General features: G+C 32.5%; 11 protein-coding genes. All 11 read right to left on the reverse strand.

The features are described 5' to 3' along the window. Positions 1–8: 8 nt before the first annotated feature. The 11 genes from ACH5TX_RS18330 to ACH5TX_RS18380 all read right to left on the reverse strand — a co-directional run bounded on the left by ACH5TX_RS18330 (position 9) and on the right by ACH5TX_RS18380 (position 12786). Complete coding sequence (locus tag ACH5TX_RS18330; protein ID WP_439340944.1) at positions 9–1424, reverse strand: nucleoside hydrolase-like domain-containing protein; 1416 nt, start codon at positions 1422–1424, stop codon at positions 9–11. Positions 1425–1432: 8 nt separating this feature from the next. Then, positions 1433–2860 carry a pectate lyase family protein gene (locus ACH5TX_RS18335; RefSeq protein ID WP_439340945.1) on the reverse strand — a complete coding sequence of 476 codons (1428 nt, stop codon included), beginning with the start codon at positions 2858–2860 and terminating at the stop codon, positions 1433–1435. Between the two features lie 16 nt (positions 2861–2876). Then, positions 2877–4265: a pectate lyase family protein gene (locus ACH5TX_RS18340; RefSeq protein WP_439340946.1), complete on the reverse strand. Its 1389-nt coding sequence runs from the start codon at positions 4263–4265 to the stop codon at positions 2877–2879. Positions 4266–4311: 46 nt separating this feature from the next. Beyond that, a complete protein-coding gene (gene pelA, locus ACH5TX_RS18345; protein ID WP_439340947.1) occupies positions 4312–5439 on the reverse strand; it encodes a pectate lyase in 1128 nt (375 codons plus the stop codon). A gap of 11 nt (positions 5440–5450) precedes the next feature. Then, complete coding sequence (locus ACH5TX_RS18350) at positions 5451–6266, reverse strand: hypothetical protein (protein WP_439340948.1); 816 nt, start codon at positions 6264–6266, stop codon at positions 5451–5453. Positions 6267–6365: 99 nt separating this feature from the next. After that, positions 6366–6986 carry a GDSL-type esterase/lipase family protein gene (locus ACH5TX_RS18355; RefSeq protein WP_439340949.1) on the reverse strand — a complete coding sequence of 207 codons (621 nt, stop codon included), beginning with the start codon at positions 6984–6986 and terminating at the stop codon, positions 6366–6368. Further along, the gene (porY, locus tag ACH5TX_RS18360; RefSeq protein WP_439340950.1) at positions 6983–8254 is read right to left on the reverse strand and encodes a PorY family sensor histidine kinase; all 1272 of its coding nucleotides are present in this window, start codon (positions 8252–8254) and stop codon (positions 6983–6985) included. Before porY ends, ACH5TX_RS18355 begins: the two co-directional genes overlap by 4 nt. Before the next feature lie 51 nt (positions 8255–8305). Then, positions 8306–8983, reverse strand: a complete 678-nt coding sequence (locus ACH5TX_RS18365; RefSeq protein WP_439340951.1) for a response regulator transcription factor — start codon at positions 8981–8983, stop codon at positions 8306–8308. Between the two features lie 25 nt (positions 8984–9008). Beyond that, positions 9009–10376 (reverse strand): glycoside hydrolase family 88/105 protein, encoded by a 1368-nt coding sequence (locus ACH5TX_RS18370; protein WP_439340952.1) that lies wholly within the window; start codon positions 10374–10376, stop codon positions 9009–9011. Between the two features lie 28 nt (positions 10377–10404). Next, complete coding sequence (locus ACH5TX_RS18375) at positions 10405–11871, reverse strand: glycoside hydrolase family 140 protein (protein WP_439340953.1); 1467 nt, start codon at positions 11869–11871, stop codon at positions 10405–10407. Positions 11872–11910: 39 nt separating this feature from the next. Further along, entirely contained in the window at positions 11911–12786 is an 876-nt protein-coding gene (locus ACH5TX_RS18380; RefSeq protein WP_439340954.1) for an alpha/beta fold hydrolase, read from the reverse strand.

Raw genomic sequence — 12786 nt, forward strand, 5'->3', positions numbered from 1 at the left:
ATATATATCTATTCAACAACATCAATAATAATGCGTTTGTATCGTGTTAAGCGAGGTGAACCATTATCTGTAACAGCAAGTATAATATGCATTGTTCCTGTACCAGGAGGCATTACACGGCTGGTTTTTACGTTAAGCCAAGCTTTTTGCTGATCGAAACCTACAATATCGTGTTTATTACCCGTTCTAGAGTTGGACATGCCACGAGTTCCTGCTTCTTCATAGCAAAACCATTTATATGACAGTAGGTCGCCATCAGGATCGGTTGTGCCAATTGCACTTAGATCAATCCGCTCACCTTTTTTTGCCTTGATATAAGTTGGGTGCTCGAGTTTTACAATAGGAGGGTGGTTTGCTTTATTATAGGGTTTAATGGTCCAATCCATTCGAGCAGCAAAATCGTTTTGATATGCTTCACGCCATCTCCATATGGTTGCATGGTTTGTGGTATGCCATTCTCCGTCGTTGCCTAATACTTCATCTTGTACATTGGTCCATATAGGGCGCGTTTCTGGTTCATAAAACCATTTTTCGGTTTTTGGTGTATACAATTCATAACGACCACCCCAACTTCCCCAATTAGGATGTTCAGGATTGTTTAAACCATTATTTACAAGATAAAGAAATGCAGGTGTATCTCCTTCCATCATGTATTCCCAATGGGGATACATTTTTCCTAAAGGACCTTTTTTACGAATGTTACGTTCTAGCCATTCGTTGGTTACTAATTCAAAATCGGCACCACCAAAACGGCCATGAAATTTATCGCCACCAATAGCAATCCAAGTTGCATGATGAAACCCACCACCAGCATTGGCACCGGGTGTAACTATATAAAAAAGTTCAGGGAATTCTTTACGTATCCAAGGGCCGCTATTATCTTGATCGGAAATAGCATACACACGAATTTTGTTAACAAATTTTGCTAGTTCTTGCTTTGAACGTGTGTTACTTACTTTCCATAATGCTTGAGCTAAAACACTTGGTCCTCCCCAAACATTTACCCATAATGGTCTAGAGTCTTTACGATCTACGGCATTAATAAGTAGTTCTGATCCTGGAGAATCCTTTCCTTCACCAACACCATCCATTCCTCCAATTGGAATTCCTTTTGAAATGCATTTTTGTAAATATTCTACGTCTGGATATCCTGTTTCGTGAAGTTCTAGATTGTTACGTACTTTTCCATAACTTTCTACTATTTGTTGAATACGTTCTGGATTAACTTTATCTTTTACCTCGGTAGCAACAAGTCCTTCAATATCTATTTGGTTAGAATAAGTCATAAGTCTAACCATAGACATTTGGTCATCTGGATCGCCTCCAATGTCTGTAAGAACAAATAATCTTGGTTTTTCTTGTGCTGAAATTAGGTTAACTCCAACGAATAATAAAATGGTTAATGTCTTAATAATTTTAGTCATAAATGGTTTTATTTTATAGTATTTAAATATATTTCTAGCATGGTATACCCATCATCACCAGTGTTATTTCCATCATCTGGATTATTAGGATTAAGTCCATTTTGTATTTCCCAAAAGTTTGGCATCCCATCATGATCTGTGTCAATAGGAATTGGGGCTGATTTTAATTCTGGCCATCCGCCTACATCGTTTGGTGAATCAATAATTCCACAATTTTTAGATGTATCAGGAACATCATAATGCTTTTTATATGAAGGACCTTCATATGTAGCTTGTCCACTGCGAGTTTCTTCAATAATGCGAATATCTACAGCGTCTCTTTTAGGAAGACTAGCACCAACATGCTCAAGAATAGAATTATAAGCCTCTTTTGCCGTTTGTTGCTTTATTGCCATAGCTGGCCATGGTTTATTAAGTTTTAAACCTGGAATTGCTTTTAAATTATTCGGGTTGTGTTCTTGCACTCCTTTAATAGCTGTTAATGCAGGAACAACACCCTTCCAGTTATCATTTGTTACTGCTTCACTACCAACCATTTCATTTTCGGCAATATACCATTTGCCATAATCACTATCGCCATTACGAGACCATGGTGCAGCAATTTGATGAGTCATTTTCCCTGGTTTTGTAGCAGGTCCAGGCTTATAGTAATTTGCAACTACATTTACATTAGAGAAATTAAATTTATCATTCCCTTTTTGTTTAGATTCAGCTCCGTATGTAGACTCAAACCCCCAGTTGTATATCACATTATTACGATAGTCTGTATTACCACAACCTGAAGCAAATCGGATATTTCGGTTAGAGTTATTTGCAATTAAATTATGATGATAAGTGCTATAGTTAGAGCCCCAAATACCTCCAAAACCATGGTTGCCTTTTGTTGGATGATTAGAGTTGAATAAACTTTCTGAAATAATACACCATTGTACGGTTGTATATTCACCGTGATAGATAGACATAACTTCATCAATACTCCAACTTGCAGATACATGATCTAATATTAAGTTCTTTACATACCTACTTGAAACGGCATCGGCGTCTTTAAGCGCTTCGTCACCAAATCTTACTCTAATATACCGGATAATTACTTCGTCAGCATTAATTATTAGCGGATACTTTCTAAGGCAGATACCATCACCAGGAGCTGTTTGTCCTGCTATGGTGATATATGGATTATTTATTCGAAGATCACTTTCAAGTATAATGGTTCCTGAAATACTAAAGACAACTGTTCTAGGGCCTTTAGCTTCTACTGCTGCACGAAGACTACCTTCTCCAGAGTCATTAAGGTTTGTAACTTCATATACTTTACCACCACGTCCTCCAACGGTATATTTTCCATAACCTTCTGCAGTTGGAAATGCTAATTGTTGACCCCATGTAGTTGTTAAAAATAATGAGCAAACAAATAGAGTAAAAATGTGTGTTTTCATAATAATATGTTTCTGTTTATTTTATGCTATTCAGGTAAATTTCTAACATGGTGTAGCCATCTTTACTTAAATTATTTCTATCATCAGCATTATTTGGATTCAGCTTATTCTTTAGTTCCCAAGCATCTGGTATCCCATCATGATCTGTATCAAGTGGAGCAGGGGTGCTTTTTAGATCTGGCCATCCACCAACATCTGCAGGTGAATCAATAATGCCTGTTTTTTTAGAAGTATCTAAAACTTTTTTTGTTTTTTTATAACTAACCCCTTCAAATGTTGCAATGCCATTGCGAGCATCACTTATAACTCTTGTGTCTACTGCATCTCTTTTTGGTAAAATGGCACCAGCATTATCCAATACTAATTTATAAGCCTCTTGTGCTGTATGTTGGTTTATCTCCATAGCAGGCCAAGGTTGTTTTGCTTTTAATATTTCAATATCAGCATCACCACCTTGAGGTTGAACACCACCATTCCAGTTATTTGCAGTAACTTCAGGACTTCCTTTCATAAAATTATCAGCTACATACCATTTTCCATAATCAGTTACTACATCACGGCGAGACGGATTTATTATTCTGTAAGAAACATTTCCTGGTTGCGTTGCTGGTCCTGGTTTATAATAATTAGCAACCATATTAATGTTAGAGAAATTAAATTTATCATTACCTTTTTGTTGGTTTTCTCCACCATAAGAACTTTGGTATCCCCAATTATATATAACGTTGTTACGATAATCTGTATTACCACTTCCTGAAGCAAAGCGTACATTTCTACTTGAATGATTTGCTATTAAGTTATGATGATAACTACTATAGTTAGATCCCCAAATGCCTCCAAATCCATGAGATCCTTTAATATGATTAGAATTAAACATACTTTCAGAAATAAGACACCATTGTACGGTTATGTTTTCACAATGGTAAATAGACATGGTTTCATCTACACTCCAACTGGCTGAAACATGGTCTAGAATCAAATTTTTATTATATCTACTTGAGACAGCATCAGCATCTGAACCAGATTCATTACCAAATCGAACTCTAATATATCGAATAATAACTTCGTTAGTTCCAATTACCAATGGCCATTTTCTTAAGCAAATCCCGTCACCTGGGGCTGTTTGACCTGCAATAGTGATATACGGATTTTTAATTGTTAAAGGTTTTTCAAGAATAATAGTTCCAGAAACTCTAAAAACTACAGTACGAGGCCCTGATGCTTCAACTGCAGCTCTTAAGCTTCCTTCACCACTATCATTTAAATTAGTCACTTCAAAAACTTTACCACCACGTCCACCAACGGTATATTTTCCATAGCCTTCTGCTGTTGGAAAGGCTAGTTGTTGCGCATGAAAATTAAATGTTATTAGCATTAATATGATACTAAAAATTACTTTTTTCATTTTAAATTTGTTTTTAGTTTATTATCTCTTGCTATTAGCTAACTGGCTACTTATTAATTTTAGCAAGCCATTCAGGGTATTTCTTAAATATTTTTTCTGGAGCATTAGTATACCAACTATATCCATTTCGACGATTATAACCAATTTCGGCTAGCGTTTTTTTCTTTATTCCATCACGGTCACAGAAATATGGTTTTTCAGTGTCTAAATCATAGAATCTGCCCCATAATGGTGAAGCGTTTTCATCTTTAACAACAATTCTGTTACGCTTTCCATTTGTTTGAATTTCTTCTTTTACTTTAATACCTTTAATTTTGTGATTTTTAAACCAGTTTATAGCTCCATTTACTGATGCGATAATTTTATTAGAAGGTGATTCTTCTTCCATTAATAATAATATAATATTCACTGATTCCGCACCACTAAATGATGCTAATTCATAACTTCTTGCATTTGCAGGAGCAAGTGTTTTTGCATCATGCTGTGCACACCATACGGTTCGTTTTCCTTTTACAATTATTTGTGTATTTAGGATGCATGCAATCCCTTTAGAGAATGCTTTTTTTGCTTTTCTTTTTATTGATTTGTTTAATTTTAAAGAAGTAAATACTTGATTGTTATTATAGATGTTTTTTAAAAAAATCATAATATTAACCATGGCATTATCATTATATGTAATATGCATTGAGTATGGTTCGGTATGGTCTAAAAGAATTTCTTCTTTAGCATTTTTAATAGGGAAATATTGAGGCCATCCACCATTTTTATATTGAGCCATAAAAATATAATTTACACCTTTTATAAAAGCTTGTTTGTACCGCTCATCTGGATTATGAGAATATACTTTTGCTAAAAAAATAAGTTCGGTAATTGTTGATCCATTATCAAATGTGCCTCCTTTTTTATATTTATTTTTAATGTATTCTTTTTTTTCTAATTCTGAAATGTTATGATGATGAGGTTTGTTTTTCTCCCACCCTCCAATGTCTTTTTGGGCAATTAATACATTTTCTGCAATCAACTTTGCTTCATTTGAACCATACCATTTTGAAGGCATGTTTTTTGCTACATGATTCCACTTTTTATTAAAAAAGTTAGAAGCTTTATTTTGAGTAAAACCTAAAGTTGTTGTTAGGGTAAATATAAGTATTGATATATATTTAGCTATTTGCATGTTGTATTTTATTATTTAACTTTTAATATTTTGCCATTAGCATTAAAGGTTACGTATACTTGTTTTTTTGATTTTCTTATCTTTAAAATATAAACTGTTTCTCCATTTTCTTCTACTAAATCAGCATTACGAATTTCATAACCGTCATAGGAAGTTGATAAGGTTTTAATTATAGAATTTGGAATCTCAGACTTGTTAATTTCTATAATAAGTTTGATAATATTTCCTTTAGCATCAAACCTAAAATTATGGTCGTTGTCTTTAATTTCGCCATCAACTATATATATTATTTCACTTCCTTCTTCAACATATTTAGAATAATTAATATCTATATTTCCGTATTTGGTTTTAATGAAATTCATGATTCCTAAAGGGATTTCACTATCTTTCAATACCTTTCTGTATTTTAATAAGTCTCCTTTTTCGTTTACCCAGAAGTAATGGTTTTTTCCATCAATTCTAAATTTTATCTCGTATACTATTCTATTTCCTTTTTCATACCTGTCTGCATCTTCAATATCAAAATAGGTAATTCTTGGTTTAATGGTATTTAAAACTAATTGAGGTATTTCGCTAACGTATAAATCTTGAGAGTGTTCAAAAACAGATCCTTTATAGTCCATTTTTACGATATGTGGTTTACTATTAACCTTGTACTTAATTTGGTAATTTTTGTCTTCCTTTTTCCAATGCACATCATCTGCATTTGGAAATTTTATTTGAAAAGTATTCAATATTACAGCAGGGACTTTGCTTTGATCTATATTTTGTGAAAATGTATTAATAGCAAAAAAAACAAATACAATAATTACTATTATTCGTGTCATGTAGCTCATCTATCATTTATAATTTAATACAAATAAATAATATGAATTTGGAAACAAATGGGAATGAAACTGTAAAGAATATGTAATAAAAAAGTAAATCTATTTGATTATGCTTTTATATAACAGCATTGCAATAGCATTTGCTCCTTCAATATTTGGGTGTACGCCGTCATTAAAATAGTTACAATCTGAAAGAAGCGGTGTATTAGCATCAATTATAGATAATTCTTTTTCTTTTGCAATTTCTTTAATTATAGGAATCTCTAAATTGAGAATATGATTTCTTATACCATAATTCTCTTTACAAGCAGGAACGGGGATGACTAGAAATATTTTAGCATTTTTGTTTTTAGATTGTAATGTGTCAATTAATGACACGTAATCTGATTTAAACTCACTACTATAATGGTCCCAGTTTTTAGATTTAGTATCGTTTGTACCAAGCAAAATAGTTATAATGTCGGCATTAGAATTAATTGCTCTTGTAAAAGCATGTTGCTGGCTATAAGGTTTGTTTCCTTTTTTTAAAATAGTGGCGCCACTTTTACCATTGTTTTCAACTATATAATCTGATCCAAGTAATTTTTGAAGTATTGGCACATATGATGGGTTTCCATTCCATCCTTCAGTAATACTATTACCAACACAACTAACTTTAATTTGAGCACAAAGAGACGTAGTAGCGATTAAAAAAAATAGAATAAGTTTTAATATTTTCATTTGCTCATTACTTTAAAAATATGATTGTTGTTGTATGAGTAAGTAATTGATAAATTAGACACTTCTGCAATTGCTTTAACAATAGCTAATCCTAATCCTGTTGAGTTTTTACTATTTGTATTTTTGTTGAATCGTTGAAATAAATTATTAGCATTTATACGAGGAATATCACTAGTGTTTTCTATGGTAAAATACGATGAAGTTAATTTAATTATAACCTCTCCATGCTCTTTTTTGTTATGAATAATGGCGTTTTTTATAAGATTTACAATAAGTATTTCTGCCAAATTTTTATTCATATTAAAATTCCAATCACCTTCATTTAGATAAGTTATTTTAATTTTTTGAAATTCAGAATAATCTAAAAAATCTTGTTTTATTCTGCTTAATATGTCATTAAAATTTAAAGATTCTTTAGAAATAAACTGTTTGTTTTCTATTTTGGAAAGTAATAATAGTGATTTGTTTAATCCAGATAATCGTTGAAAGGATTCAATAATATTCCCTATTTTTTTTAATTGTTCAGAAGATAAATCGGGGCTTTCAGCTAGTAATTCAAGTTTGTTAATGCCAATAGCTATAGGTGTTTGCAATTCATGAGACGCGTTTTCAATAAACTGTTTTTGACTATTAAAAATATCAACATTCGTATTCAGTAATTTTTGAACAGATTCATTTAACAAAGTAAATTCTTCGATATTAGTTTTAGATAATTCTTGAGAATTGCTTTTGTCTAATCTAAAATTGTTTAAATAATTTAATAGTTGGTAGAATGGTTTCCAAGTGTTTTTTAATACAAACTTTTTAACCATAAACGTGCTTAATGCTAAAAGTAAAAATAGCCATAGAAGCGAGGTAATTATTTTCTTTATTAATTTTCCTTTATTTAATTCATGAGAGAGTACTTTCATCTCATAATATTTACCATCTGAAGCTACAAAGGCTGTTGTTAATAAACGTGCTTCATAATTATTATGCTTTAGGTTTGAAAAAATTAATGTGTCTTTATAGGAGTCTCTTACTTGAAGCGCATATGCTTCGTTTACATTTTTTATAATATAACTTTTGTCTAAAAAATCTAGCTGTTCAGAAATTGTTTTATCATCTTTTAAATTGTCTATAATAGCAATTTTATGATTAGTAAGTCCTTCATCAATAGCCGTTTTAACCTGACTTAATAGTTGCGAATAAAAAAGAAATGCCCACACACCAACTGTTGTAAATAATATTACAGATAGAATTAACAAGGTGTGGTTTATTAGTTTCATCTGTTTATATCTATTATTTTTCTATGTATTGAAGGTTTAGTTATGAATGTTTTATTTAATAACCAGTTTATAGCCCATTCCGTAAACGGAGTTAATATCTATTTCTGCACTATGGTTACGAAGCTTTTTACGAAGGTTTTTAATTTGTGAATAAATGAAATCAAAATCATTTGACTGGTCTATATAATCGCCCCATATATTTTCAGCAATAGCCGATTTGCTTACAATTCTAGATTTATTCATGCCAAAGAAAACAAGTATATCAAATTCTTTTCTATTGAGTTCTACCCGCTCATTATTTATTAGCACTGAACGTTCTTCAATATTAATTTTAACATTCTCTAATTCTAAAAAAGTTTGTCCGTCTGTTTTTTTTCTTCGTATTACAGATTTTATTCTTGCATTAAGTTCTGTTAAATGAAATGGCTTGGTAAGGTAGTCATCTGCTCCTAGGTTTAAGCCCTTTACTTTATCTTCAATAGAATCTTTTGCCGAAATAATAATGACACTATCGGCTTTTTTTAAGGTTTTTAATTTTTGTAATAAATCGAGTCCACTACCATCTGGTAATGTAATATCTAGTAGAATACAATCATAATCATAGGATACAATTTTATCTAAACCTGAATTAAAATTATCAGCAACTTCCACAACGTAATTTTCGCCTTCAAGGAATTGTTTTATCAATCCTTTCATTTCAGGTTCGTCTTCTATTACAAGTATTTTCATCTTATAAAGATATAATTATTCAATTTTATTTAGGCCATTCACTTTTTAATAAATAATGAAAAGTACTATTACGAGAATTAGCTTTAGTTTTTTTTACTTCAATGTTATCATTTTGTAACAAACGAATCATTTCAGCTCCAGCATAAAGTGTAGGACCATAACCATGGGTTGCATAAATACTTTTTCCTCTATGATAATAATAGCTATTATCGTGAGCAAAGGTTGTGCCCTCACAGGTACCATCTACAGCACCATTTTCTAGCACTCGTGTTTGAAGTGCATTCCAACCAGTAATGGCTACAGGTCCGTAAACATGGTTTATCCAACCTTCGTTAATACCTTTGGCTATTGCAAAAGTAATCATAGCGGTACACGATGTTTCTGTATAAGTATCATTTTTATCTAGTAAATTATGCCAAAAACCATCACCTCCTTGAAGGTTCGCCAATGAACGTATCATAGAACGATATAAATGTAAAATTTCATCTCTTCCTTTATAGTTTTCAGGTAATGCACTAAGCAATTCGGCCATAGACATTAACACCCAACCATTAGCGCGTCCCCAATAAAAACGAGGGTCATAATCGCCAGACGTTACATTCCAACCATGATCGAATAATTCTTTTTCAGGAATGTATAAGCGTTTCGCCATTTGAAGCACTTGTTTTACGGCATCATCAAAATACTTATTATCGCCAGTAAGTACTCCCATATTAGTTAAAAATGGAACACTCATATACATATCATCTGCCCAAACAGACTTGTATTGTGGGCGGTTTCTAGCTAGTGTACCATCTTCTAAACGAAACTGATTATTTGAAATATGATCTGCAGTTTGATTGATTAACTCTAAATAATCATCGTTTTTAGTTTTTAAATAGGTTTTAATCATTGCAGCAGTAATAGAACCACAATCATCGAGAGCATGAAAATTCAAAATACGTCCCCAACCACCAATTTTAGTCTTCTTAATTTTATCTTTATTTTCTTTAAAATAGGGTAAATGTTTAACAACATAATCATAAAACTTTATGTTATCAGAAAAGAATGTTTTATCGCCAGTAACATCTTCAATATAGCTGAATGCAGATAAAACTACGCCATGTGTATACGACCACTCACTTGAAAAACCTTTAGAAGGAACAGCATTAGGATTGAATTTTGAAAAATTGGTGATTTCTTCTCCCGTTTTCTCATCAATTATGGTTTGTGGACTTGTTGATTCGTAGTAAGTTTTAATTCTATTTAAAACGTCTTTAATGCCTTCTTCTGAAGGATATGTGTAAGGAATTTCATATTGTGGAATTCTACCTGTTTGATCTTCTTGTGCATTAATAACAACACTTGATAAGGTTATACAAAGAACTAATATGTAGTATATTGATTTATTCATCTTTAAATGTAATCTTATTTTTTTAATTTTATTTTTGAATTCGAAGTATTAATATAGCATCTTCCCATTTTGATGGAGGCGCCATTATTCTAGACTCATTTTCTTTAAATACTGTAACGGTTTCTTTTTTGCCATTTCTAGGATAAAACCAATAGGCTTCTGCATTTTTATTTAAAACATTAGTAACCTTACAATGTGAGTTATTTGAAAAATATACCAATGCCATATCATTAGATTTGGTAGTTACAGCTGTTTTTAAACTTTCATTTTTACCAACTCCAGAAATAACATTACCATTTGGAATCCATTCATACCAGTTATGATCTTTTAAAAATTGTTTTCCTATTACCGATACTTGTTTAGCTGCTGGGAAATTTAATGCTTCTTGCCAGGTATATCCACAATTATAATCACCTTCATTACCTCTCATTGCCCAAATTGGAGCTGCTCCATATGTATGTCCTGCGCCACCCGCAAAGTACGTTTGATAAAATTGTCTGCGAACACGAACAGGAGTTACCCAACCACAATCATGTCTGTAAGTTCCATATTCATAAGATCCTTCTAGAAATAAACTAGGTTTTACGGGACTTGTTAATTGATAGTCATCTAACATGGTTCTATATACATCATTAACTTCTTTCCAAACTTCTACACCATTAACATCTTGCCAAACATCGTCATGAAACCATTGTGATGAGCCATAAGGCGCATCTCCATTTGGATGGTATGTAAAGAAAACGTCATCCCAAGCTGCATGTTTTTCGTTCCAAGCAGGTTTTTTACCTGTAACACCATTTACAATACCTTCAGCCATTGACCTATAAACATCACGATAATCGTATTCGCTAAATTTTTGATTTTTGTCATAAGCACTAAACTGCGCTTTGGTATCTCCTCCCAAAACCCAAATAATGTGAGGCTCTTTGCTATAGCGTTTGCCTAAAAAAGCACCATAAATTTTGGCTTCTTCAGCAGTATATTCATGAGTACCCGTAACAAGTTGAGATGCCCAACAAGGTAAAAGGGCTAAATACATATTACGTTTCTTTACTGCTTCAATGACATAGTCTGCATGATCCCAATAATCATTAGGAGCATTCATACTACCACCTTTAACAACGAGTGGTTCAGATGTATTTGGATGTTTTTCATCTCCTGTAAAAGGACTATGACCATAAGCATTCACTGCATTATCAGGACTTCTGCTTAAACCACCTCCATGCGGAGACCAATGTGCTACAGCTTGAATGACTGTAAAACCTAAAGCTTGTCTGCTGTCTAGATATTGGTCGACTTCTTCTCTTGTAAGTTGTTGAAACATACCCCAACCTGTATCTCCAATCCATAAAAAAGGATTACCATCTTCATGTTGAATATAATGACCGTTAGATGAAGCTTCTAATTTTCCATGGTCTTGCCATGGCGATTGTGCTAATAAATTGCTAGAAACAGATGTTATTATTAGAATAATTAAAAAGCTAATTTTTTTCATGTGTCCAATTTTAGTTTATAAAATTCATTGTATTATATGTTATTCACCAATAACTTCTTTTAACCAAGTGATTATTTGTTCATCATAATTCTTTAAGAAATCATTCCATTTTGTTAATCTATGAGGCGCACCAGGTATGGTAATTAAATCACAACGAACGCCATTAGTTCTTAGTTTTGTTTGAAATAAAAGCGATTGTTCGTATGGTACCGAATTATCTGCATCTCCATGGACTAGTAAAAATGGAGGAAGTCCTGGGCGAACATAATTAATAGGGGATAGGGCTTTTAACATGCCTAGAGATTCTAGAGTTAGTTCTTGCGGACGGTTTAATAGCCCACGTTGTGCACTACCAAGTATATTGCCTCGCTTAGGAAGTTCTTGAACAAAATCGGTTAAAGGTGCATATCCAATAACAGCCTGAACATTTATGCTTTCATCAACAACTGTAGACGCAAAGGTTGCTAATTGTCCACCTGCAGAATACCCTATAAGGACTATTTTATTAGGATCGCCTTTATATTTTTTTGCATTGGCTTTTACCCAACGAATAGCCGTTTCAACATCATTTAGGCATGCTGGCCATCGATGTTTTGGAGCAAGACGGTAATTAATAGAAAATGAAACAAATTTTGCTTTTGTTAGCATTTCTAAGGCAGGTGCATCATCAGGATTGGCTTTGTCTCCCCACATCCAAGCACCACCATGAACATAAATTGCAACGGGAAATGTTCCATCTTCTTTTGGTTCTCTAATGTCAAGTAGGAGCTTTTCGGTTGATGTTTGTCCATATTCTACATTAGAATGCAATTTATATGTATCATTTTGAGCATGAAGCTGAGGATAACAAAATGTAAAGAAGACTATAAAAGTCATTTTAAATACTGTTATGTATTGTTTTTTATTTGTTATCAT

Origin of the sequence: Thalassobellus citreus (genome assembly GCF_044385915.1) — a bacterium.
Taxonomy (GTDB): domain Bacteria; phylum Bacteroidota; class Bacteroidia; order Flavobacteriales; family Flavobacteriaceae; genus Thalassobellus; species Thalassobellus citreus.

What these genes read in the sequence shown, in the direction of transcription:
- ACH5TX_RS18340 (WP_439340946.1), bottom strand. Translation starts at nt 4,265, where the DNA reads ATGAAAAAAGTAATTTTTAGTATCATATTAATGCTAATAACATTTAAT.
- ACH5TX_RS18350 (WP_439340948.1), bottom strand. Translation starts at nt 6,266, where the DNA reads ATGACACGAATAATAGTAATTATTGTATTTGTTTTTTTTGCTATTAAT.
- ACH5TX_RS18335 (WP_439340945.1), bottom strand. Translation starts at nt 2,860, where the DNA reads ATGAAAACACACATTTTTACTCTATTTGTTTGCTCATTATTTTTAACA.
- ACH5TX_RS18380 (WP_439340954.1), bottom strand. Translation starts at nt 12,786, where the DNA reads ATGATAACAAATAAAAAACAATACATAACAGTATTTAAAATGACTTTT.
- ACH5TX_RS18370 (WP_439340952.1), bottom strand. Translation starts at nt 10,376, where the DNA reads ATGAATAAATCAATATACTACATATTAGTTCTTTGTATAACCTTATCA.
- ACH5TX_RS18355 (WP_439340949.1), bottom strand. Translation starts at nt 6,986, where the DNA reads ATGAAAATATTAAAACTTATTCTATTTTTTTTAATCGCTACTACGTCT.
- ACH5TX_RS18330 (WP_439340944.1), bottom strand. Translation starts at nt 1,424, where the DNA reads ATGACTAAAATTATTAAGACATTAACCATTTTATTATTCGTTGGAGTT.
- porY (WP_439340950.1), bottom strand. Translation starts at nt 8,254, where the DNA reads ATGAAACTAATAAACCACACCTTGTTAATTCTATCTGTAATATTATTT.
- ACH5TX_RS18375 (WP_439340953.1), bottom strand. Translation starts at nt 11,871, where the DNA reads ATGAAAAAAATTAGCTTTTTAATTATTCTAATAATAACATCTGTTTCT.
- pelA (WP_439340947.1), bottom strand. Translation starts at nt 5,439, where the DNA reads ATGCAAATAGCTAAATATATATCAATACTTATATTTACCCTAACAACA.
- ACH5TX_RS18365 (WP_439340951.1), bottom strand. Translation starts at nt 8,983, where the DNA reads ATGAAAATACTTGTAATAGAAGACGAACCTGAAATGAAAGGATTGATA.